Here is a 22,238-nt window from a genome sequence, read left to right as displayed (position 1 = left end):
GCCCCGTTACTTCGAGATCAGCCGCTTGATCGCCTCTCTGGCCAACAGATCGCAATGGTTATTGAGTTCGTTGTCACTGTGGCCTTTGACCTTGACGTACTCCACCTCATGAATCCCCATGAGCCGCCATAATTCCTGCCACAGCTCCTTATTCTCCACAGGCTGGTTCTTGCTGTTCTTCCAGCCGTTCTTCAGCCAGCCGCGAATCCAACCCTGCTGAAAGCAGTTAACGACATAGGCCGAATCGCTGTACACCTTAACCCGGCAAGGCTCCTTCAATTGGCTGAGCGCCGAAATGACCGCCTGGATTTCCATCCGGTTGTTGGTGGTCATCGGTTCTCCTCCCGACATCTCCTTCCGATGCCCGTTGTATAAGAGAACCGCTCCCCAACCGCCGGGACCGGGGTTGCCCGAACAGGCTCCATCGGTATAAATCATAATCTCTTTCAATCCAACAACCTCCAACATTTCGCGTTTCGAACTATAAACCGCGTATTTTGGTGATGGGCCAGAACACAAACTCCGCCCGGCCGACGATCCAGCTTTTCTTGACGCTCCCGAAATACCGGCTGTCCTTGCTCTCCCCGGCATGACGGTTATCCCCCATTACGAAGTATTCTTCCTCGCCCAAAGTAACGGGAGGCATTCCTTCCCCTTCGATCACCGTATCGGTGTAAGGCTCATTCTGCACCTGTCCGTCAACGTACAGCCGCCGGTCGCGGATTTCTACCGTTTGTCCCGGCACGGCCACGACTCGCTTAACCAAAAATGGTTTTTTGTCCGGGTCGGAACTCGGATCTTTCAGTACAACCACTTCACCGTGCTTGGGATCCGTAAAGCGGTAGACGATCTTATCGACGAAAAGCCGCTCCCGTTCCTCCAGCGTAGGTTCCATCGATTCTCCCCGAACCAGGGACAGGTTAAACACGAATATATTCAAAACCACCATGACCGCAAAAGCGATCAGCACGGTCTTCGTCCAATCCCATAACTCGGCCATCCAGCCCTCCGGAGCTTTTTTATTCTTGGCGGAATACATTCCCTTGCCCGCCTTTGGCCGGTTCGTATCCTGATGGCTAGGTTCCATTGGGCACACCTCAAATTTCATGATAAGCGGGGTTCATCCCCTACATAATAGAAAAGCATATCGCGCACCCTTTTGCAACGGGCGGGAGATATGCTAAATTTCTGCAAAATATGACAGAACGTTATATTCTCTTCTTTATCTGGATCCCGACAGGGAGCTTACCGCAGCAATGCCCAGCTTTTGAAATGCCTCCAGGAATTTGCTCGCGCCATAACCCATAGCCTCGTAAAGAGGCGCGATCGCTTTATTGTGAGGATCTCCAGCGATCATGATTTGACGTACGTTGCGTTGTTGGAACTTTTGTTCCATCGCTGTGACGAGATTTTTGCCCACGCCTTGACGGCGGTAGTCCGGATGAACGGCGGTCCGGTAAATGAAGCCCGTATTTTGATCAATCGTGCCGATCAGCGTGCCTACAATTTCCCCATCCACTTCCGCGATCATGATCAATTCCGAATCCCAGGACAACTGTCTGGCAAACGCCCGCTTTGTGTCTTCATAGCAGTCTTCCATTAAAGCCACCTGCAAAAGCTCCATCACCTGATTAACATCACTCAACTGGAAGGAACGAATACGCATGCAATGATCTCCCTTTTCTCTGCATATGATAGATTCATGTAAAAAAAGAGCGGTGCCTTTTTACATCAACCAAATAATTAAAACAAGACAAAAAACGAGAAAATACTGCTTCCTTGTCCATTAAACCATATAAATCTACGAAATACATCAATTTTCTTCTGAAAGCGCTTTATATGAAGCGTTTACATTGATTTATTAATAATATATTTCTAGTAATGGAAATGAAAATGCTATTAATGTAATTGTATACCAGTTGTGAAAATGTTGTTTTCAATTTTACAATTCGTTTGTATTTACCGGAAAAGGGTAAGTGGTAAACAAAGGGAAAAGGGCGCTCTGCGGGGGGGCGATGCATATTCATTAAAATTGGCACCATAATACACATGGAACCCATCCGCACTTACAGCGTTCGAACGCCCCTTTTCGTTGATTAGCGTGATGTAGGTGACTGGCGAAACCATCAGGATCAGGAGGGATTTTCATGTCCGACAAGTCCAGCGACAAGCAAAACGGGTTGACCAACGACCCGCAGGAACTGCTCCAGGCCAAGCATGCGGCCGACAAGCAGAAGCAGCAATTCACCAACTTCGCCCGCAGCGTCAGCGGCGACACCCCGACCGACCAAGGGCAAGTTTCGGCGGACAGCCACCATGAGCCCGATCAGCAGAACCATATGAAAGACCAGGAAAACCGGATGATGTAACCTGCCTTAGTGATGCGAGTGCGAACGCCTGCAAATCTGCAGGCTTTTTTTCGTATCCGGACGCCGCTCCCCGTCCCGGGGGCTCTAGCTGATATCGTAGGCGGGGCCCCGGGCTCTCACGGGGCTCTAACTGGCAGAGACGAAGTGGCGCTCACAATGGGGCTCTAACGGGCAGAGTAAATTGCGGTGCGATCGACGGGGCTCTAGCGGGCAGAGTAATGTGATTGCGATGCGATCGACGACGTTGCTCTAACGGATTAAGTAGCGCGATGCGATCGACGACGTTGCTCTAACGGACATAATAGCCGCTATTTCGCCAAAACTGCCCCTTTCTAAATTCTAACGGAAATAGTAGCGCCTATTTGCGGGTTTCACCGCCAAACGGAGCTCTTTTTGCCGAAATAGCCGCTACTGCGTCCGTTAGAATTTCCATTCGTCCCGAAAGGACGAAATAGCCGCTATGGCTTCCGTTAGAATTTGTTCGTCGGGCCTTCTGGTTAGGGCATGATGCTCACGACAGTTTACAGTAACGGAGATAGTCGATGCGGCGCTCTCAATGGTTACTCTAGCGGACAGAGTAAATGCGGTGCTCTCAATGGTTACTCTAACAGACAGAGTAGATACGGTGCTCTCAATGGTTTCTCTAACAGACAGAGTAGATACAGTGCTCTAAATGGTTACTCTAACGGACAGAGTAAATACAGTGCTCACAATGGTTACTCTAACGGGCAGAGTAAATGCGGCGCTCTCAATGGTTACTCTAACGGGCAGAGTAAATGCGGCGCTCTCAATGGTTACTCTAACGGAAGAGTAGATACGGTGCTATCAATGGTTACTCTAACGGACAGAGTAAATACAGTGCTCACAATGGTTACTCTAACGGGCTAAGTAGCGCGATGCGATCGACGACGTTGCTCTAACGGAAATAATAGCGGCTATTTCGCCAAAACTGCCCCTTTCTAAATTCTAACGGAAATAGTAGCGCCTATTTGCGGGTTTCATCGCCAAACGGAGCTCTTTTTGCCGAATTAGCCGCTACTGCGTCCGTTAGAATCTCCATTCGTCCCGAAAGGACGAAATAGCCGCTATGGCTTCCGTTAGATTTTTCGTCAGGCCTTCTGAATGGGGCATGGCGCTCACGACAGTTACAGTAACGGAAATAATAGCCGCTATTTCGCCAAAACTGCCCCTTTCTAAATTCTAACGGAAATAGTAGCGCCTATTTGCGGGTTTCATCGCCAAACGGAGCTCTTTTTGCCGAATTAGCCGCTACTGCGTCCGTTAGAATTTCTATTCGTCCCGAAAGGACGAAATAGCCGCTATGGCTTCCGTTAGAATTTGTTCGTCGGGCCTTCTGGATAGGGCATGGCCCTCACGACAGTTACAGTAACGGAGAAATCGATGCAGCACCCACGGCGGCTGCTCTAATGGACATTACAGACTTTATGGCTTTCGAGCCGCTCCCGGTTGTTTAAACCGACCTCCCCCAGGGATGCCGCCCCCTCTTGCACCGCCTGTTCTCACCTTACTCTCCTATCTGGTTACATCGAGGCGCGCGGCCGCAGTCGATGAATTTGTATAAATACACAACTCCAGTTAAACCCGAAAAAGAAAAAAACCGCAACACGCGGTTTTCAACTTACCTATTTAGTATTATATGTCACATGTAAACACCTTCGCGCGGCCGGTTGCCTTAGTTAAAAACACCGCTTAGAATCCGCAAAAACACATTGGGAAACGCCAGGCCTTCCATATCCGCTTTACTGATCCAGCGATACTCTTCAAGTTCGCCCCGCGATGAGTCCGGCGAAGCCGATACCATCGAAAGGGGCAATACGCCTTCCTCCATCGCTGCGCCCGCTTCGGCCACGAACGCCATGTCCGTGGCACCGCCGTAAGATGCGGGCGACGGCGTATATGCGGCCGGGAAAGCGGAATCCGCCGCGGCCGAAAAGCGGTAGACGCGCAGATTCCAGTGGATGTGACTGAACGTATGCTCCGCGTTCATCACGAATCCTGCCGGCTGCGCGGGAAAGCCCGCCGCCGCCAGGGCCGCGGCGAGCCGATCCATCGCCGGCCCGTCCGGCAGGCCGGCGCCTTCGCCGGCGTCCGCGGCGGCGGGGATGTGGGGCAGCTCCCACATCCGCGCAAGCAGCCCCGACGCCGGACGCCGGCGGACGAGCACGCGGCCGGCGTGCTCCCCATCGCCCTCGACGAGGGCGACGAGCCGGTACTCCGGCCGCGGCGGCTTCGCCTTGCTCTTCACCGGCAAGGCATCCTCCGCGCCTTCCAGGCGCGCGGCACAGCGGGCCATCACCGGGCAGACCAGGCAGCTCGGCGACTTCGGCGTGCAGATCAACGCGCCGAGCTCCATGAGCGCCTGGTTGAAATCCGCGGCCCGCCCCCGGGGGATAAGGCTCGCGGCCAGCTCTTCCATCCGCGTGCGGGTCCCCGTCTTCATGATATCCTCCCGGATCAGGAAGTACCGCGACAGCACCCGCATGACGTTTCCGTCGACCGCCGGCTCCGGCTGGTTGAAGGCGATGCTCAAAATCGCACCGGTCGTGTACGGTCCGACGCCTTTAAGCGCGGCGACCTCCGCCTTCACGGACGGCACCGTGCCGCCGTGCCGCTCCACCACCTGGCGCGCGGCGGCCTGCAGATTGCGGGCCCGGGAGTAGTAACCGAGCCCTTCCCAGCATTTCAGAACATCTTCCTCCGGCGCTTCGGCCAAATCCTTCAGCGTAGGGAACCGTTCGATAAACCGTTGAAAATAAGGGATGACGGTATCCACCCGGGTCTGCTGCAGCATAATTTCCGAGACCCAAATGTAGTAAGGGTCCCGATGTCTCCGCCAAGGCAAGTCCCGTTTGGATCGTTCGTACCACTTCAACAGCTCCGTACCGAAATATTGTTTGTTCTCCGTATTCTCCGTATTCTCTGTAATCTCCGTGCTCTCCTTACTTACCTTGTTTTCTATGTTTTCTTGCATGATGGTCTCCTTTTATGTCAATCGTTCCACTACGGCAAAGGCGGAAGCGAGCTGCCGCTCGTGCGTAATGCTAAGATGGACGGCGTACTCCGCGGCGGATAACCCGAGCCGCGTCCAGGCCCCGTCCGAAAGCTTTACGGCCGGTTTCCCCCCCGCATCCGGCAGGATTTCCATATCGCCGAAGCTCAGCACCTTCCCGATGCCGCAGCCGAACGCTTTGCTCACCGCTTCTTTCGCGGCAAACCGTCCGGACAGAAACTCCGCGGGCCGGGCCGAACATCCGGGAAGCGCAAGTTCCCCGGGCGTGAGGATGCGGCTCTTCAGCTTCCCGCCGGCCGGGCCCGCAAGCATGCGCTGCAGACGGCCGATTTCCACCACATCATGTCCAATGCCATAAATCAAGGGCAGTTCCCTCTCTTCCACCATCATGGGATTAAAATTAAACAATCTGTATTGCCAATCACATTGTAACAGGGATACTCCCGGGATGCGAGTCCCGCCAGGCTATCCTGTAGCTTCGCGCCTGCCCGCGCGCCTTTGACTCGGGTTCTACCGGACCGTTCCCGGAAAGGAGTATGGTATAATCAGGAAAGTGGAACAAACCTTCTTTTGATGAAAGGACGGATTGCGATGCCTATCGATTTTCAAATCCCGCTGGAAGACGGTCATACGCTCCAATGCACCCGGTTTCCGGCTCAGGAACGAAACGAAAATACCGCGCTGCTCATCATGGCTCACGGCTATAAAGGCTTTAAGGACTGGGGCATGTTCCCTCCGGCAGCCGAGTACCTCAGCCGCTTTCATGAAGTGGTGACCTTCAACTTTTCGCATAACGGGATTGGAAACGTCAAGGACGAGTTTACCGAACTGGACAAATTCGCCATGAATACCTATGATCGCGAGCTTGCGGATTTAAGCGCCCTTGTCGCACGGTTGACCGCTGAAGCGGAGTTCGCCGGATTGCCGCTTTTTTTGCTGGGACACAGCCGGGGAGCCGGCGTATGCCTGATCCATGCTTTGGATCATCCGGGGCAGATGCGGGGCGTCATTTCCTGGAACGGGATTACGAATCTGGACCTTTTCAGCGATGAGCAGAAAAAAGAAATGAGGGAGAACGGACGCAGTTATGTCGTAAACGGTCGTACGGGGCAGCGCATGCCGCTGGACGCGGCTATTTTGGAGGACCTGGAGCGGCAGCGGGACCGCTACGATCTTTTGGGCCGGATGGCTCGGGCGAATGCTGCGGAGTTCAAAACCATCCTGATTCAAGGGTCGGAGGATGGCGCTCATTTACGAAAAGGTTCGGCCGAACTGGTCAAGCTCCGTCCCGACATTCCGTGGGTGCAAATCCCCGGGGGAAATCACACCTTTGGAACGGTACATCCTTACGCGGGCATGACCGGGCTTTTGGAAGGCGCTCTCCGGGCTACGCTCGCTTTTATGACCGATACAATCGCCGAATCCCCACGCTTCAATCCCCGTGAACCGGAAAGCAAGAATGATCAAATTTAATAAATTCCCATCCTCTATACTTAATCCATAGACCGGTCTGGAGGAAGTTCATGAACCATTTGGATGTCATTCGCAACAGCATCGATTATATTGAAACGCGGCTTGATGAGGATTTGACTTTAAAAGGAGTGGCTTCGGCCATGCATTATTCGGAGTACCATTTTCATCGTACCTTTCTCTATGTGGTCGGTGAAACGGTGACCTCGTATATCCGCAAACGCCGTCTGTCCAAAGCCGCCGAGCTATTGGCCGGCAGCGATTCGAAACTGCTCGATATCGCCCTGGAGTGCGGGTTTCATTCCCACGCGGCCTTTACGAGGGCATTCCGGAAAATGTACGGCATCTTGCCGACAGCCTGCCGGCGGCTCGGCCAGCCTCCGTATTTGTATCCCAAAGCCGAATTGACCAATATCGATGCCCAAAACTTTGGAAAATGGGGAGATTATGCTATGGAATATCGGATTGAGACTTGCCCGGAAATGAGAATTATCGGTTACTCCATCAAGACAACCACCGTCGAGGGACAAAACAGCCGCGAAATTCCGACATTTTGGCAAAAGTATATGGAAGAGCGTCTAGGTGAGCACATTCCCGGCAAAAAGTGCCCGGATGTCGAGATCGGACTATGCACTACCTATGAAGAGGACGGATCTTTCCACTATATCATCGGATTTGAAGTGGATGAAGCGACCGCCGTACCGGAAGGGATGGTCGAATACCGCGTGCCCGAAGCCCGATACGCCATCTTCACCACGCCGCCGGCCAGCCAAGCGGACTTCACGGCGTCCATTCAAGAAACCTGGAACAGAATTTTCGCCGAATGGTTCCAAAGCTCGGGTTACGAGCAAGCGTACGGCCCCGACTTTGAATGGTATGATCAACGCTGTTGGCCGACGGAGGGCAAACAGATAGATATATATATCCCCGTTCAGCCCGCCGCATCCGTTTAAAAAGTTTATAAAGACCCGACCCTCTTGATAAATGAGGGGCGGGTTTTCTTTTTACGAAAATTAACGGGATCTCCTCCAGGTAATGCTCGGTTAACCGGCCGAACCAGCCAATTTACCTGGAGCTTTTCCCGTTAACCGGTCTGCGGACGGCGCGGAGTTGGCTCCAACGCCCCCTCCTCAACAAGCCATAGGGCCTCTCCCGAATGCAGTCCTGTCTGCAACGGAAGAAGCCCTCGGTTGTATTATTCATAGCGAAGCGATTCGATCGGGTGCAGCTTGGACGCTTTATTCGCGGGGTAAAGCCCGAAAAAGATGCCGACCGCGGCCGAGAAGCCGAAGGCGAGCAAAATCGCCCAAACCGAGACCACAAAGGGCCAGCCGGATATAAGTGCGAACGCGTATGCCGCGAGCAAGCCGAGCAGCGCCCCCACCGTACCGCCCAAAAATGAAAGGATGACGGCCTCGATCATAAACTGGAGCATGATCGTGCCCGGCGTGGCTCCGATGGCTTTGCGGATCCCGATTTCCCTCGTCCGCTCGGTCACCGAAACCAGCATGATGTTCATGACGCCGATCCCGCCGACCAGCAGGGAAATTCCCGCGATCGAACCGATGATCGTCTGCAGTATGGAGAAGGTGCTGGACACCATCTTTTCCGCGTCCTTGCCCGTTTCGGCCAGGTAGGAGTCCGGCTCCACGTTTTTCCGGTCGGCCAGCCATTTTTTGAGCATATCGATGGTTTCATGCATATTGTCGGGCGACGTTGCGACGATCTCCAGCGATCCGAGACGGTCGCTATCCCCCGTCTTCTCATCGCCGAAGGAAATCGCCGTGATCGGCGCATAACCGGTGTAGAGTTCGCCCTGCATGCCGCTCATGATGTTCTCCTCCGGCTTATAGACACCGACGATGCGAAACCTGTCGTTCCCCAAAACAAACTTGCGTCCGACGGCTCCTCTGGCCGAACCGAACGCCTTCTCCGCAAACTTCAAGTCAACCACCATCACTTTCTGGCGGCCTCTTTCTTCCTGCGCGTTAAAAAATCTCCCGGCCTCCAGCTCAACCTTTTGCATTTTCGGCAAAACCGAGGTCGTGGCCGTCACATCGAAGCGGAGCTTCTCCTGCTTCAGCTTGGTCGTCGAACCGTAGCCCAGCGAAGCCGACACGTAACGGATCCCCGGGAGTTTGCGAATTTCCCCCATATCGCGCTGGCGGAACTGGGCTTTCTCCACATTGCTCTCGTCGCTGTAATTCGGATAGATGACAAAGTACCCGTCCTCAAAGTTGGAAACCATCGAGATAATGGAGGTCTGCCCCGCCTGACCGATCGAAACGACGGTAACCACCGCGGCGACCCCGAATACGATGCCGATCATCGTCAGAAAAGACCGCAGCTTGTTCATTCGCAAATTATCCAGGGCGACCAGGATGCTCTCCCAAATACTCATGCTCGGTCACTTCCTTTACGGGTGTCCTTGAGCAGCTTGCCGTCACCGAACAGCAGCACGCGATCCGCGTGCTCCGCGATATCCGGCTCGTGCGTGACAAGAACGATCGTTGTCCCTTCCCGGTGGATCTCCTTAAACAAAGCCATAATTTCGTGAGACGATTTCGTATCGAGATTCCCGGTCGGCTCGTCCGCCAGCAGAATCGGGGCTTCCATCGTCAGCGCCCTGGCGATGGCCACCCGCTGCTTCTGACCGCCGGACAGCTCGGTCGGACGATGCTTGACCCTTTCCTTCAGGCCGACCTTTTCCAGCAGCTCCAAAGCCCGCGTCTGGCGCTTCTCCCGGGGAATGCCGGCGTACATCATCGGCAGCGTCACATTTTGCAGCACGGTCTGCCGGCCGAGAAGGTTAAAGCTCTGGAACACGAAGCCGATCTTCCGGTTGCGCACCCGGGCCAAGTCGTCCTCGTTCAGGGTATGGACCTCTTCTCCGTCGAGGATGTAACTGCCCGTGGTCGGCACATCCAGACAGCCGATAATATTCATCAAGGTGGATTTCCCCGAACCGGAAGTCCCCATAATCGCCACGAATTCACCGCGGTTCACCTGTAAACTGATCTTGCTCAGCGCTTCGACTTCCAGCGGACCGTTCTTATAAACTTTGCTGATATCCTTGAGCGTAATCATCGAACAGTCACCTTATCGCCATCCTTCAGCGATTCCAAGCCTTCCACGACAACCGGTTCCCCCTTTGCTACGCCCTTCGTGATCTCGATCTGTTCATCGCCTTCCTTGCCGGTCTGAACCGGAACCTTCACCGCCTTGCCTTCCTCTACCGTGAAAACATAAGCCTGCTCCCCTTCGTACTGCACCGCACCGATCGGGACGAGCAGCCGGGGCTTGTCCGGAACTTTCATCGCCACCGTCACGGTGTAGCCGGGCCGCAGCTCCGCGGCCGTGCTCGATAAACGCACGACCATTTCCACGGTGGCGTCCTTGGACGTCGAGTCCACGATTTTGGCGGTCGGCGCCAGATAGTCCACGACGCCCTCATAAGTGCCGGAGATCGATTCACCGGTGACCACCGCCTTCATGCCCACCGCGGCTTTGCCGGCATCCAGCTCGTTTAAATTGGCGCGAACCTTAAAGCCGGAAAGATCCGAAATTTGGGCGATCTCGCTTCCCTCCGCGATCATCTGTCCGGCATCCGCCGTCAACGAAGTGACCACACCGCCCGCCGTAGCGTATACCGCGCTGTTCGCCAGCTTGTCCTCCAGGGAGGCGATCGTCAGCTTGCTGCTCTTGATGCGCAGATCGAACGAGGTCAAATCCGGTTCCTCAACGTCCAGGCTTGGATCCTCGCTGACGGATTTCTTGAAGGCTTCGAAATGCTGTTTCTTTGCCTGCAGCCGCTCCGCTTCGGCTTGCTCCAGACTCAACCGCTCCTTGGCCAACTGCTCCCGGATACCGTCCTGCTTCAAGGTCAGCAGCACCTGGCCTTTCGTGACGGTATCCCCGGCCTTGATTCGCAGTTCTCCGACAATCCCGCTCACCGGCGAGTACAGCTTGGTCGTTGCCTCAGGTTCCAATTTGCCGTTCGTATAGATCTCCTCGGCGATCTCGCCCTCGGTCACTTCCGCGGTTTTGACGGCGAGCGCCCGGTTCATATTCATAAGATTTACGCCGACGAGAACCACTACGACGATTCCCAGCAATATTCCGATCAACCATTTCTTCTTTGACACTTTCCATCACCTATTCCTGTTAACTTGGTCGTTTAAACGAACAGCAGCGAACCCAGAGAAAAGACCAGCCAAGCCCCGACAATCCAGATGCCGACCTTTTTCCGCGGGCGTTTCATCATGACCGAAGCCCCGATCACGTAAAGAACAAGTCCCCAGATACTGAATGGATTCGCCAGTGACAAAAGATAATACAAAATCCCCGTTTTTTCCGGAACAAAGGCGGCAAGGCTCAGCGTAAAAGCCGTGATTGACTGTGCGCCCGTGGCCGTCAACATGATGCCGGTAATCAGTCCGCCCAGCAAGCCGGGCAAGGCCGAAAACGAAGCGACCGTAACCAACTGCATAAACTTGGCTTCTCCGCGAACGATCAGATTCAACAATACGAACAGCAGCGCCACGATAAACACGCCGGCGGCCGCGGTAATCGGAGTAATGATTAGCGTGGTGGACTTGCTGCCCGCTACCAAAGCATCGTACGTACTCGGGTCTATCCCCTGAACTTTGCGCAGACTTTCGTACATCGCGGCCTCCATCGCCGGAAGCTGCAAGTAAACGACCACGGCCGACAAAACAATCAGCAGAACAAACGGAAAAATCCAGGCCGTTTTGCTCTCCCGGGCCCTCTGGAACGTAGCCTCCGGAGAAACAAAAATGGTGAACAGGTTTTTCAAACCGATCTCCCTCCCAATTTTTCAATCTCGAGCTCTAACTCTATCCACACCTATGTAAAAAAAATAGCAGTCATTATATATACGGCATTGCATGTGGAAAGATTCACTAAACTTTTGTCTTTTTCCCGAAACCTCCTGTCTCAAAAAAAACAAAACGCCCCAGCCGGTAAGAACAACTCTAACCAACAGGGACGTTTGTCTACAATCGCTTATTTAATTCACATCAAGCAGATTAACGGCAAAAACGGTCGAATGCGCTGGTCAGATCCGCGGCGATCTCCTCGGCGGAACGATCCTCAATTTGATGGCGCTCGATGAAGTGAACGAGCTCTCCGTCCTTCATCAGGGCGATCGACGGCGAAGATGGCGGATATGGGGCAAAATACTCGCGCGCTTTGGCTGTAGCTTCCTTATCCTGACCGGCAAAGACGGTATACAGATGATCCGGCGTCAAATCGTGCTGAAGCGCTTTGGCTACGCCCGGACGGCATTGGCCGGCGGCGCATCCGCATACCGAATTGACGACGACAAGCGCCGTTCCTTTGGCCGTCGGCAGGGCGTTCTCCACTTCCTCCGGCGTGCGCAGCTCCTGAATCCCGAGGGAAGTTAACTCATCGCGCATCGGTTGAATCATGTCTCTCATATATTGATCAAATGACATGGACATCGTTTGGCTCACTCCTTATGTTTAAAAACTTGGCTTAGCGGCGGAAGCTAGCCTTCCGTCTCAGCTTTACGCTATGTTTAATTATACATTCATAAGAAAAAGGAAAGCAAATGATTCCGGCAGCCGGTTATTCGGCAACGGCCGGAATCCCCTCCTGCCTTTGCAGATGTTCATTAAAAGGAAAGAACACCGTAAAGGTCGTCCCTTTTCCCTCCTCCGACTGGACGCTGATTTTTCCGCTATGGCGTTCCATAATGCTTAAACATAAGGAAAGGCCGAGCCCCGTCCCCTGCGCCTTGGTGGTGAAGAACGGTTCAAACAGCCGTTCCTGCTGAGCCGGCGGGATTCCCGGGCCCGTATCCCTGACGTACAAGGCAACGCCGTCGGCAACACACCGGGTTTCCAGCACAAGCTGGCCTTTCTCCGGCATCGCCTCCATCCCGTTTCGCCCCAAATTCAGAATGAGCTGCTTGATTTCCTTCGGGTTCAGCATAAGCCGGGGAACGGCTTCGTCCAGCTTGACTTCAATGCTCTGCCCCCTGAGATTGGCATCCGCCCAAAGCAGCGGGCTCAGCTCCCGGATGATATCGTGAAGATCGCAGAGCTCCATCTGTACCGGGCGGTTCTGAGCGAGCGCCAGGAAGTCGTTGATAATACTGTTCGCCCGGTCCAGTTCCTCCATCACAATCCGGTAATAATGGTCCAGCGACGAAGGGCTCTTCTCCCGCATCAGCTGCAAAAATCCGCGGACCACCGCCATGGGATTGCGGATTTCATGAGTGATCCCCGCCGCCATCTGCCCGACGAGACTTAGCCGCTCAACGTGATTCAGTTCCTTTCGGAATGTCTCGAGCTCCGTAATGTCCTGAATGACCAAAACCGCTCCGATCGGTTCTTCGGTGCGGCCTTTTTTGATCGGGGCCGTACTGGTAAAATAGATCTGATCCCCGCTTTGCAGCAGTTCGCCGGAGCTCTTGTTTCCTTTCAAGGCTTGAGCCGCCCGGGGCAGCAGCATCTCAAGCCGGATGTCGGACAGCACCTTGTCCAGTTTGAGCTTGACGAGGTCCTCGCGGCTTTCGGCGGGATAACGCCGGCGGTATAATTGAAGGAAGGATTCATTAACCGCCGTAATATCTCCCTCCCGGTCGAGCAGAATAATGCTGAGCGGAGCGGCATCCAGGCTTTGCTGAAGCTTTTCCGCCTCGCTGAAATAACTGCGGGACAACTGGAGAACCTGTAGGCGCAGCTTTTCTTTTTCAAGCGTATGTTCGATCATGTATACAAATAAAGCTCCGATCAACAGCGTTGCCAAGATGTTCATTAAGGCGGCCGACAAGGAAAACGGATCGGCCGGAAACGTTTCAGCCCCGCTGATAAACGGTGACGAGGTAATCATCAATTCGCCGGCGACGAAAAAAAAGGAGAGTATGGCGATCTTCCCGCGGCGGTCGGTCTTTGTAAAGCGTTTCGAACTTAAGAGAACCAATGGGTACAGAAGAAGGCCTGTCTCGAGCATTAACTTAGGCCATGTGAAGTTTAATGCAAATAAAGGATACAAGATCAGGTGAAGCAACCCCAAAGCCGCACCGTCGCGCAGCCTGCCGTAAAGCATCAGGGCGAACAACGGAAGAATTCCGTAGTGGAGCGGGATATTCCCCCATAAGCGGGTGGAAAATATCAAGCACAGCAGCATACTTAACGTACAAGTGTACAGGAGTTCGGCGGCATAGGGATATTTGCGGATTTCCCCCTCCGCATCGCCCGTGGACGGACCTCTTTTCCCGTAGGTCAGCGGGAACAAAAAGGCCGGCAAACCGGCGATCAGCATCTGCAGCAAAACTTCCTTTATCTCCCCCATCTTCTCCCTCCTCTGGCGGAAGAAATCGTTCTCATTCTCGATTAAATCACAGGCGACAAAGTTTTACAATATTTCTTATTTTAGAGAGGCCACAAAGTTCTTTATTGTAATAAAGTGCAAATCATTTTTTGACACGAAGGAGGAGTCCATCATGAAAAATTACGATGTCATCGTAATCGGAGGCGGACCTTCGGGCCTAATGGCCTCGATTGCCGCCGCGGAGCAAGGAGCACGGACGGCCTTGCTCGACAAAGGGGACAAGCTGGGACGAAAGCTGGGGATATCCGGCGGGGGGCGCTGCAATGTGACCAATGCCAAAGAGATCGATGAGCTGATTACCTACATTCCGGGGGGAGGGCGATTTCTTCACAGCGCCTTCTCCTTGTTCAGCAACCGGGATATTATCGAATTTTTCGAGAACCTGGGGATCGCCTTAAAAGAGGAGGACAACGGAAGAATGTTTCCGGTGTCCGATAAAGCCAAAACGGTGGTCGACGCTCTGGTCGGCAAGGCCCGGTCGCTGGGCGTACAGTTGTTGACGCATCACCCCGTTCAGGAACTGGTTTACGGACCGGAGGGCGTGGAGGGCGTAAAGCTGGCAGACGGAGAACGATTCGGCGCCAAGTCGATTATCGTGGCGACCGGCGGCAAATCGGTGCCGCATACGGGGTCCACCGGGGACGGGTATCCTTGGGCCCAGGCGGCCGGCCATACGATTACCGAGCTGTACCCAACCGAGGTTCCCTTGATATCCAAAGAACCGTTCATCACCAGCCGGGAACTGCAGGGACTTTCCTTGCGCGACGTCAAATTGTCCGTGCTTGACCCGAAGGGGAAAACCGTGGTGTCTCACCGGGGGGATATGATCTTCACCCACTTCGGACTGTCGGGCCCGATCGCGCTCAGATGCAGCGGTTTTATCCGCACCGTCAAAAAGAAGCACGGCGTCGCCGAAGTTACGATGTCGTTGAACCTTTTTCCCGACAAATCCCCGGGAAGCCTGGACGAGCACCTGCGCCGCTTGGCGGCGGCCGAGCCGAAAAAGGCGCTGAAGAACGTGCTGAAAGGCACGATCCCCGAGCGCCTGCTGCCGCTTCTGTTCGAAAAGTCCGGACTCTCCGGCGATACGACCTATGAACATCTTCCCAAGGAACTTTGGCTGGCGTTTGTGGCGACGGCGCTGAACTTTCAGATCCGGGTGACGGGGACACGTCCGTTCGAGGAAGCTTTCGTCACCGGCGGAGGCGTTCACCTTAAGGAGATTCATCCGAAATCGATGGAATCGAAGCTGATGCCGGGGCTGTTTTTTTGCGGCGAGGTATTGGATATCCACGGCTACACCGGGGGGTATAATATCACCGCCGCCTTTGCCACCGGCTATACGGCCGGCCATCATGCCGGCTTGTCCGCGCTCGGAGAGCGGCGGAGCTAGCCCTTGCCGGAATGACGCCGCCGGCCGAGCGTGAACAGCCCCGACAGCGAGGCGGCGGCCCGGGTCAGGAGCAGGCCCGCCGGAATTCCGGCGATGACGCCCCACCTGTACAGTTGCACTTTTTTTCTGTTCCTCCTTCGGAGATTTACTCCAAACTTTAACAGCGGCGTGGCAAATTGGGGCTGGCACCCGTAACTTCTCGAATCGCCCAGCGAAATAACGGCCTTTAGGACACTAGCATTGCATTAAACCTAACACGATAAAATAAGATCTCAGTATTTACTAAATATGTTAAATATCATGTTATTTTCATGGATTAAAACAAAAAAAGCTCCTATTGTTGAGTTAGATGCGTTACCCATAACTCATCTCAACAAAAGGAGCCAACCCATGGGTAACATACACAATTTATCTGTGATTCGTCAATGCTTTTCTTATATTTCTGAAGAAAATTTTTGCTTACCAATTTCCGATTATCGTGTTCGTAAGCTTACAACCTTCAAAAGTATCAAGTTGATTTTGGCCTCCCAACTCGCTAAGTGGGATTCTTATGAGCAAATATCTCAAGCGCTTCGAACAAGCACAACATTGCAGGAAAGCCTGGAACTATCCAGCATCAGTGGCTCCCAAATCTCCAGGCGTTTAAAGACGATTCCTACCGAAATACTCGAAGGTCTATTCCTTGAACTCATCGGCAAGGTCAAGCAGAAAGCCCTCCCATCAGGGATCAAGGACAAACAGATTCGGATTATCGATTCGACTTGTCTAAAACTTCCGGCGACACTGGCCAGTTGGGCGTACGTAACCCGTGATCATACTCAAATCAAAATTCACGTTCGAGTCTTGGTTTTGACCAAAAGTGAAGAAAAAGAGGTCATTCCTGAGAAGGCCATCCCTACTACGGGAAATGTGAGTGACTACGAAACCATGAACTTACTGGTTGAAGACGATGGCACAATATACGTTATGGATCGCGGCTATGTCAAGTACAAACAGTTCGATACTTGGCTAGAACAAAAAGTTCAATTCGTAACCCGTATCAACGAAAACCATAGGGTTTGGCAGGTGGAGCAAGAGCTGCCGGTTGATCCCGATTCAAACATCACCCGAGATGCTATCGTTCAATTAGGGAGCGCCTTCCGTAAGACAGAGAATTCTTTACGCCTTGTAGAGTTTTTGGATGAAAAGGGTCGCAAGTATCGTCTGGCAACTTCGTGCTTGGATCTAAGTGCTGAGGAAATCGCGGATATCTATCGGCAGCGCTGGCTGATCGAGCTATTTTTCAAGTGGATGAAGCAGCATTTGCGATTAGTGAAGCTATATAGCTATGATCCTCAAGGGATATGGAACCAGATCTTTATCGCTCTGATCGCCTACGCTATTGCCATGCTCATTCACGTGAGCAGTGGAACCCGAATGAGTTTATGGGAAGTGCTTCAATCCCTTCGTCTTTTATGGGAGAAGCCGAATTTGCTACTTGAAACCGAGCTTCATCGAAGGAGTAAAAGCCAGAGCAACAAAGGGCGTCAAAGGGGTACAAAAATATACAAGGAACCGCCTATTATGAACACGTCAGTTGGAATAATCAAGCCAAGGGGAAAATGAAGCTGAGAGAAGAGGCAAAATAAAACAAAAAGTTAATATCCAAAAAATGGAATAACGCATCTATTTTCTGCCCCCCTTCATTTTTTGACCAAATACTGAATAAACCAAATGGAAAATATTTACACAGTATCTCTGTGAGTCACCGTGTAAGCTTTGATGCAATGCCAGTGCCTTTAGGACCGCTATTTCGGCCAAAATCGACTCCGCGGGAAAAATAAAGGTCAAAAAGGACCCTATTGCCACTAGCATTGCATTAACCCGAAGGGTCTAATGGCCGTAACCGCCTCCCTTTGAAACCCGGCGGGTGGATAACGGCCGTTTGCGGCGCTATTTTGTCGAATTTGGCTCTTTGCTGTGAAATAGCGGTCTTTTGGGGCCTTATTTTAGAGTAAGTTGGGCAAAAACCGGATTTTTGGGCTCGCACCAGAGAAATAGGGCCCTTTTTAGCCGCTATTTTTCCCGAAAAAGCATATCTGGGCGAAATAGCGGCCCAAAAGGCCGTTATTTGCTTGAGAGGGCAATTGCGGGGCGCCGGATTCAGCCTGCTACGCCGAGGCGAAGAGAATTCTACTACGGATGGCGGATGAGGCCCTAGCCCTTACCGGAATGACGCCGCCGGCCGAGCGTGAACAGCCCCGACAGCGAGGCGGCGGCCCGGGTCAGGAGCAGGCCCGCCGGAATTCCGGCGATGACGCCCCACCAGGCGTGAAACAAAGAGGCGCCCAGCACGCAGGTCAGCAGCAGCGTCCCGGGGTAAAGAAGCAGCCGCAAAGAGAGCGGAGCCGCCCTGTACTCCGTCCCTTCGGGCAGCGGCAGCAGGGGCATCAGCCCTTTGGCGAAAAACGCCTGCCTATGCCCGTTAAGCCAATAGGCGAACAGCAGCAGCAAGGCAGCGAATACGATCAGGTTGACGGGGTAGGCCGGAAACCAGACCGCCGCGGCGCCGTACAAGACGAATTGCGCATACAGCCTCCATTCCGGCCCCCGGAAAAAGGCTTTAACGATCGATTCGGCGATCACGGCCTCCGGCCGGTTCGAGCGCAGCAAACGCCCCCCTCGGCGGAACAGCCAGGGCCGGGTTCGGACCGCCGGCGGCCTGTCCATCGTCCCCGCCAACAGCAGTCCCGTAAGCACCGTCCGCTGGCGCTCTTCCTCCCGTACTTCCGCCTCGAATCTGCCGCGCAGGCGGAAGCGGATTTCGGCAAGGAGAACGGTCAGCAGGACGCAGGCGGCGAGCACCGCGGCAGACGCGAACGCGTGAACGCGCCCGCCTTCCATGACCAGCCAGGAAACAAAGCCTGCGCCGAGCAGGATAAACGCCGCCGAACGATAGAGGACACACCGCCACCCCGTCCGCATGATCTGAATCAGGTTCTGCAGAAACAAATGGACGGCTTTTATCCCGCAGGCGACGGCAAAAATCCGGAAAACCTCCCCCGTCTCCAGGCCGTGAACCCGGACGAGGACGGGAGCGGCCAAAGCCACGGCCGCCCCGATCACCGCGAAATGGCCGGGAAGAGACACCAAAGCTGCTCGCCGCATCACAGCGTGAATCCATTCCCGCCGCTGTTTCAGGAAGAGCACGTCCGCCGCTTCAATGAAAAGAATCAGGCCTCCCGTTGCATACATAACGAGCAGCAAATATGCGGGGAACACGGTAAATGGAAGGTGAAGGAGCCAGGCCGGGAGCGCTTCGCGCCATAGGCCGTAATAAACGCGTCCCACCAGCAGCAAGCCGGGAATTCCGATATACAGCAGCACGATGCCGTCAAACACGGACCGGAGCATGACGATCTGCTTTTTCCAGTGGTCCGCCCACCTGCGAAGAAACAGACGTCCCGCCGTCATGTTCGAGGTCATTTCCATCATGGATCCCCGCTCCCTCATGTCAGCACATCGAAGCAGTCGAATAACGGAGCTTCGGGCAATCCGGCGGCAAGGCGGATATCGTGCAGCGTCCCCTTGGCGGCCACTCGGCCGTCCGCCATCAGAATGAAGTCGTCGCAAATCCGCTCGGCCGTGTCGAGCACGTGCGTGCACATCAATACCCCGGCCCCTCTGCTTCGCTCTTCCTCCAACAGGCCGAGGAAATCCTTCGTCGCTCGCGGATCCAGCCCGATAAAGGGCTCATCGACGATGTACACCTCCGGTTTCAGCAGGAATCCGATCATCAGCATCATCTTCTGCCGCATCCCTTTGGAGAATCCCCCGGGCAAATGGTTCCGCACCCCGGTCATTCTGAATTTCTCGAGCAGCTCGCCGCCGCTCCGCTGGAATTCCGCATCGTCTATTCCGTAAACCGCGGCCGCCAGGCTCATATGTTCCCATAAGGTCAACGTATCATAGAAAACGGGATGCTCCGGCACATACGCGTATTTGCCGTGTCCGTCGGCAAACCGCACGTCCGCCTTAATCTCGGGGATCAGACCGAGAATCGCCTTCAAGGTCGTGCTCTTCCCCGCCCCGTTCGGCCCGATCAGCCCGGTCAGTTTCCCGGGCATCACCTCCAGGGACACCTGCTTGATCTTTGGCTTCCCCGCTTCGTAGCCGGCTTCCTCAATTTCTACCCGCAACAATGGCTCCATGCTGTTCCCCGCTCTTTCTTCATAAGTTGTCTTTACTAATACGTTCGGGGCGCCCGCCGGGTTTCATTAAAGCCCGGCCGCCTGCTGTTGCTGGAGAGAAGTCCGATCCCGTTTCATAATCATAGATTTGAAGAAGAGTAGTAGAAGAGCCAGCAAGACCATGAGCCCTCCCGACAAAATAAAAGCGGGAGCCGGACCAAAGGCGGTCACGATATAGCCTCCGAACATCGGCCCCGCGACCGCCGCGGCGGAAGTGACGCTCGTGACGGTTCCGAACACCCGCCCGGTCAGCGATTCCGGCGTCCGCTGCTGGAGCGTCACCTGGAACGGAATAAACACGAGACCGGCACCGGTGCCGGCAAGGAAATACAGAGCCAGCATCAAGGCATGGCCGGAAGCCCCGAGCAGGCCGCCGCTCACGGCAAAGTATCCCGCCCCGGCAAAAACGGCCCCGAGCAGAACGCCGCCCGTCCCCATCTTCATAAGGGGGGTGCAGCGACGCAGCAAACCGTTTAGGCCCGCGGCCGCCAAGGTTCCGAACCCGCTGAGCGCGATGCTCCATCCCAGCATATCCTCCGGCATCCCCGGAATTTCCCGGAACAAGACGACGGTCTGAGAATCCGCAACCTGGAGGATCAGGAGCGCCATCGCCAGCATCAGCAGGCCGAAAGCGATAAGCGGAATGCGGGCGATGGCCTTCACCCCCTCGGTCAGCTCCCCCCAGAAACCGGGCTTCTCCCCCGGATTGTCAACTTCCGCCGAGCTGCCGGCTTCCGTCCTTCTTCCGGGAACGGCGAGCAAAATCAAGCCGGATAAGAGAAAGGAAGCCGCGTCGATCATAAAGCAGGAGGTGATGCCAAAGGCAACGGTCAGCACGCCGCCGAGCGCGGGCCCGATGATTTTGCTCCCCTGCTCGATTATGGCGCTGTATGAGACGGCTTTTTCCATATGCTCGGGGGGCACCACTTCCTTGATTTTTCCGTTTTTGGCCGGCGAAAAAAGCACATCGAACACGCTTTTGGCGATTAACAGCGCATAAACCTGCCAGAGATGCGTCACGAACACAAGGCCAAGGACGATAACAAAGCGGACGGCGTCCGCAACGATCATCAATTTTTTGCGTTCCATCCGGTCGGCCAGCACTCCTGCGGCCGGGCCGCCCAGCAGCATCGGAATCAGCATGCAGAGCATGGTGGCCGTAATCTGCCACGGCGTGGCCTCCCACTTTAATCCGATCATCGTCAGTAAGGCCAAAATATGCAGCCAGTCCCCCAGATTGGAGATCAGCTGCGAGGCCATCAAGGCCAGGTACGCCTTGTTTTGCAGGAGTCCTCCTTCGGCAGCGATTCGGGCTTGCGGTTGTTTCATGATAGATCCCACCTGTTCCTTTGATTTACGAGATCTATCATATAAAAACAGCCGCTTCCTTCCCTCCTTCGGCCGCCTGATTTCCGCGGGTTCCTGTGGAATGAAATTTCACTCGGTCCCGGGACGGAGATTTCCCATAGTTAGACAAAAAATTAAATCTGCAAATTGTGATAAATTATATTTTTTTCAATCCGCCAGGTGTTCTAAGATAGCAGTGACAGTAACTCCAATAACCATACTTCACTTCGATATTTCGAAAAAATAGAATAAGGCGGGATGAACATGTTGAAAACCGAGGAACGCGGAACCGATTTGTCTTTGCATCTCTACCGGGTTTTTGCCAAATCGTTCAAGAGCGTCAATGAGCATGCCGTAACCGGGAGCAAGATCCAAGGGTTTAATCCGACGGCTTTTGCCGTATTGGAAGTGCTTTATTACAAAGGCGCCCAGCCGATTCAGCAAATCGGCGCCAAGCTGCTCCTGCAAAGCGGAAACGTCACTTACGTCATCGACAAGCTCGAGTCGGCCGGGTATTTGCACCGCACGCCCTGCCCACGGGACCGGCGCGTTATTTTTGCGGAGCTGACGCCGAAAGGCAAGGAATTAATGGACCAGCTGTATCCTGAGTTCTCGGAGCGGATCAACCATGCGCTCAGCGGGTTGAATGACGAGGAGAAGCAAATCATGATCGAGCTGTTGAAAAAAATGGGCCGCGAAGCCGAAAAATTAGCCCCGCTTCCCCGCAAGTAAAGAAATCGGAATTGCGCTTCAACCGAGGAGAACACTCCTTGTTGGGGCGCAATTTTTTTGTGCCTGGAATCAAATGGCCAGGTTTAAAAAGATGCAAATCTGCAGGAATTTCGGCCAGTCGGAGGGGCATGTTTTAAAAAAGATGCGATAGTGCAGGAATTTTCTGCGGAGTCAGGGGTTAGAGGGGTTCTATGAATAAAAACCTGCAGATTTGCAGGAATTTCCGATTTTCGGGCCTCATCCGGTGAAAAAGCCTGCAGATTTGCAGGAATTCACAGTTGCGGACA

General features: G+C 54.1%; 21 protein-coding genes. 6 read left to right on the top strand and 15 right to left on the bottom strand.

Going from position 1 to position 22,238, the window contains the following annotated elements; genetic code table 11:
- Positions 1-6 precede the first annotated feature (6 nt).
- The 3 genes from rnhA to FRY98_RS21400 all read right to left on the bottom strand — a co-directional run bounded on the left by rnhA (position 7) and on the right by FRY98_RS21400 (position 1,666).
- Entirely contained in the window at positions 7-450 is a 444-nt protein-coding gene (rnhA, locus tag FRY98_RS21410) for a ribonuclease HI (RefSeq protein WP_148455758.1), read from the bottom strand.
- Between the two features lie 31 nt (positions 451-481).
- Positions 482-1,039, bottom strand: coding sequence for a signal peptidase I (gene lepB / locus FRY98_RS21405; RefSeq protein ID WP_373317756.1), 558 nt, complete (start codon positions 1,037-1,039; stop codon positions 482-484).
- A 183-nt stretch (positions 1,040-1,222) separates the two neighbouring features.
- Positions 1,223-1,666 (bottom strand): GNAT family N-acetyltransferase, encoded by a 444-nt coding sequence (locus tag FRY98_RS21400; protein WP_148455754.1) that lies wholly within the window; start codon positions 1,664-1,666, stop codon positions 1,223-1,225.
- A gap of 481 nt (positions 1,667-2,147) precedes the next feature.
- On the opposite strand from FRY98_RS21400, the gene FRY98_RS21395 reads away from it, so the two are divergent.
- Positions 2,148-2,369, top strand: coding sequence for a hypothetical protein (locus FRY98_RS21395; protein ID WP_148455752.1), 222 nt, complete (start codon positions 2,148-2,150; stop codon positions 2,367-2,369).
- 1,693 nt (positions 2,370-4,062) lie between these two features.
- On the opposite strand, the gene mutY is transcribed toward FRY98_RS21395, so the two are convergent.
- The gene (mutY, locus tag FRY98_RS21390) at positions 4,063-5,361 is read right to left on the bottom strand and encodes an A/G-specific adenine glycosylase (RefSeq protein ID WP_148455750.1); all 1,299 of its coding nucleotides are present in this window, start codon (positions 5,359-5,361) and stop codon (positions 4,063-4,065) included.
- 12 nt (positions 5,362-5,373) lie between these two features.
- Positions 5,374-5,763 carry a holo-ACP synthase gene (gene acpS / locus FRY98_RS21385; RefSeq protein ID WP_148455748.1) on the bottom strand — a complete coding sequence of 130 codons (390 nt, stop codon included), beginning with the start codon at positions 5,761-5,763 and terminating at the stop codon, positions 5,374-5,376.
- Between the two features lie 228 nt (positions 5,764-5,991).
- Between acpS and FRY98_RS21380 the strand changes: the two genes are divergently transcribed.
- Both FRY98_RS21380 and FRY98_RS21375 read left to right on the top strand, forming a co-directional pair.
- A complete protein-coding gene (locus tag FRY98_RS21380; protein WP_148455746.1) occupies positions 5,992-6,873 on the top strand; it encodes an alpha/beta hydrolase family protein in 882 nt (293 codons plus the stop codon).
- Positions 6,874-6,923: 50 nt separating this feature from the next.
- Positions 6,924-7,823 (top strand): AraC family transcriptional regulator, encoded by a 900-nt coding sequence (locus FRY98_RS21375; protein WP_148455744.1) that lies wholly within the window; start codon positions 6,924-6,926, stop codon positions 7,821-7,823.
- A 242-nt stretch (positions 7,824-8,065) separates the two neighbouring features.
- Here the strand turns inward: FRY98_RS21375 and FRY98_RS21370 are convergent, their stop codons facing one another.
- The 6 genes from FRY98_RS21370 to FRY98_RS21345 all read right to left on the bottom strand — a co-directional run bounded on the left by FRY98_RS21370 (position 8,066) and on the right by FRY98_RS21345 (position 14,211).
- Positions 8,066-9,271 carry an ABC transporter permease gene (locus FRY98_RS21370; RefSeq protein WP_148455742.1) on the bottom strand — a complete coding sequence of 402 codons (1,206 nt, stop codon included), beginning with the start codon at positions 9,269-9,271 and terminating at the stop codon, positions 8,066-8,068.
- Complete coding sequence (locus FRY98_RS21365; RefSeq protein WP_148455740.1) at positions 9,268-9,957, bottom strand: ABC transporter ATP-binding protein; 690 nt, start codon at positions 9,955-9,957, stop codon at positions 9,268-9,270. Before FRY98_RS21365 ends, FRY98_RS21370 begins: the two co-directional genes overlap by 4 nt.
- A complete protein-coding gene (locus FRY98_RS21360) occupies positions 9,954-11,015 on the bottom strand; it encodes an efflux RND transporter periplasmic adaptor subunit (RefSeq protein WP_249043488.1) in 1,062 nt (353 codons plus the stop codon). Before FRY98_RS21360 ends, FRY98_RS21365 begins: the two co-directional genes overlap by 4 nt.
- Positions 11,016-11,047: 32 nt before the next feature.
- Complete coding sequence (locus tag FRY98_RS21355) at positions 11,048-11,686, bottom strand: YIP1 family protein (protein WP_225040816.1); 639 nt, start codon at positions 11,684-11,686, stop codon at positions 11,048-11,050.
- Positions 11,687-11,918: 232 nt separating this feature from the next.
- A complete protein-coding gene (locus FRY98_RS21350; RefSeq protein WP_148455736.1) occupies positions 11,919-12,353 on the bottom strand; it encodes a BrxA/BrxB family bacilliredoxin in 435 nt (144 codons plus the stop codon).
- A gap of 127 nt (positions 12,354-12,480) precedes the next feature.
- Complete coding sequence (locus tag FRY98_RS21345) at positions 12,481-14,211, bottom strand: two-component system sensor histidine kinase NtrB (protein WP_148455734.1); 1,731 nt, start codon at positions 14,209-14,211, stop codon at positions 12,481-12,483.
- A 151-nt stretch (positions 14,212-14,362) separates the two neighbouring features.
- Between FRY98_RS21345 and FRY98_RS21340 the strand changes: the two genes are divergently transcribed.
- Positions 14,363-15,643, top strand: a complete 1,281-nt coding sequence (locus tag FRY98_RS21340) for a BaiN/RdsA family NAD(P)/FAD-dependent oxidoreductase (RefSeq protein ID WP_148455732.1) — start codon at positions 14,363-14,365, stop codon at positions 15,641-15,643.
- Here FRY98_RS21340 and FRY98_RS29220 read toward each other — a convergent pair.
- On the bottom strand, positions 15,640-15,762 hold the full coding sequence (locus tag FRY98_RS29220) for a hypothetical protein (RefSeq protein WP_263639319.1): 123 nt from the start codon (positions 15,760-15,762) through the stop codon (positions 15,640-15,642). The genes FRY98_RS21340 and FRY98_RS29220 overlap by 4 nt on opposite strands.
- Before the next feature lie 271 nt (positions 15,763-16,033).
- Here FRY98_RS29220 and FRY98_RS21335 point away from each other — a divergent pair, with 271 nt between their 5' ends.
- A complete protein-coding gene (locus FRY98_RS21335; RefSeq protein ID WP_170287151.1) occupies positions 16,034-17,248 on the top strand; it encodes an IS4 family transposase in 1,215 nt (404 codons plus the stop codon).
- Between the two features lie 591 nt (positions 17,249-17,839).
- Here the strand turns inward: FRY98_RS21335 and FRY98_RS21330 are convergent.
- From FRY98_RS21330 to FRY98_RS21320, 3 genes are all read right to left on the bottom strand, one after another.
- A complete protein-coding gene (locus FRY98_RS21330) occupies positions 17,840-19,117 on the bottom strand; it encodes an ABC transporter permease (protein WP_170287150.1) in 1,278 nt (425 codons plus the stop codon).
- A gap of 14 nt (positions 19,118-19,131) precedes the next feature.
- The gene (locus FRY98_RS21325; protein ID WP_148455726.1) at positions 19,132-19,833 is read right to left on the bottom strand and encodes an ABC transporter ATP-binding protein; all 702 of its coding nucleotides are present in this window, start codon (positions 19,831-19,833) and stop codon (positions 19,132-19,134) included.
- A gap of 66 nt (positions 19,834-19,899) precedes the next feature.
- Complete coding sequence (locus tag FRY98_RS21320; RefSeq protein WP_148455724.1) at positions 19,900-21,201, bottom strand: MFS transporter; 1,302 nt, start codon at positions 21,199-21,201, stop codon at positions 19,900-19,902.
- A gap of 282 nt (positions 21,202-21,483) precedes the next feature.
- Here FRY98_RS21320 and FRY98_RS21315 point away from each other — a divergent pair, with 282 nt between their 5' ends.
- Positions 21,484-21,951 (top strand): MarR family winged helix-turn-helix transcriptional regulator, encoded by a 468-nt coding sequence (locus FRY98_RS21315; protein ID WP_148455722.1) that lies wholly within the window; start codon positions 21,484-21,486, stop codon positions 21,949-21,951.
- The last annotated feature ends 287 nt before the right edge of the window (positions 21,952-22,238 follow it).

Source organism: Paenibacillus faecis (assembly GCF_008084145.1).
In the GTDB taxonomy this organism is placed as follows: Bacteria; Bacillota; Bacilli; order Paenibacillales; family Paenibacillaceae; genus Fontibacillus; species Fontibacillus faecis.
This window is presented reverse-complemented; position numbering and strand designations above follow the sequence as displayed.

Coding starts and splice junctions, on each gene's coding strand:
- lepB (WP_373317756.1), bottom strand. CDS start 1,039: ATGTATTCCGCCAAGAATAAAAAAGCTCCGGAGGGCTGGATGGCCGAG.
- FRY98_RS21325 (WP_148455726.1), bottom strand. CDS start 19,833: ATGGAGCCATTGTTGCGGGTAGAAATTGAGGAAGCCGGCTACGAAGCG.
- FRY98_RS21315 (WP_148455722.1), top strand. CDS start 21,484: ATGTTGAAAACCGAGGAACGCGGAACCGATTTGTCTTTGCATCTCTAC.
- FRY98_RS21380 (WP_148455746.1), top strand. CDS start 5,992: ATGCCTATCGATTTTCAAATCCCGCTGGAAGACGGTCATACGCTCCAA.
- FRY98_RS21330 (WP_170287150.1), bottom strand. CDS start 19,117: ATGATGGAAATGACCTCGAACATGACGGCGGGACGTCTGTTTCTTCGC.
- FRY98_RS21320 (WP_148455724.1), bottom strand. CDS start 21,201: ATGAAACAACCGCAAGCCCGAATCGCTGCCGAAGGAGGACTCCTGCAA.
- FRY98_RS21375 (WP_148455744.1), top strand. CDS start 6,924: ATGAACCATTTGGATGTCATTCGCAACAGCATCGATTATATTGAAACG.
- FRY98_RS21400 (WP_148455754.1), bottom strand. CDS start 1,666: ATGCGTATTCGTTCCTTCCAGTTGAGTGATGTTAATCAGGTGATGGAG.
- FRY98_RS21340 (WP_148455732.1), top strand. CDS start 14,363: ATGAAAAATTACGATGTCATCGTAATCGGAGGCGGACCTTCGGGCCTA.
- FRY98_RS21335 (WP_170287151.1), top strand. CDS start 16,034: ATGGGTAACATACACAATTTATCTGTGATTCGTCAATGCTTTTCTTAT.
- FRY98_RS21395 (WP_148455752.1), top strand. CDS start 2,148: ATGTCCGACAAGTCCAGCGACAAGCAAAACGGGTTGACCAACGACCCG.
- FRY98_RS21350 (WP_148455736.1), bottom strand. CDS start 12,353: ATGTCCATGTCATTTGATCAATATATGAGAGACATGATTCAACCGATG.
- FRY98_RS21365 (WP_148455740.1), bottom strand. CDS start 9,957: ATGATTACGCTCAAGGATATCAGCAAAGTTTATAAGAACGGTCCGCTG.
- mutY (WP_148455750.1), bottom strand. CDS start 5,361: ATGCAAGAAAACATAGAAAACAAGGTAAGTAAGGAGAGCACGGAGATT.
- FRY98_RS21370 (WP_148455742.1), bottom strand. CDS start 9,271: ATGAGTATTTGGGAGAGCATCCTGGTCGCCCTGGATAATTTGCGAATG.
- FRY98_RS21345 (WP_148455734.1), bottom strand. CDS start 14,211: ATGGGGGAGATAAAGGAAGTTTTGCTGCAGATGCTGATCGCCGGTTTG.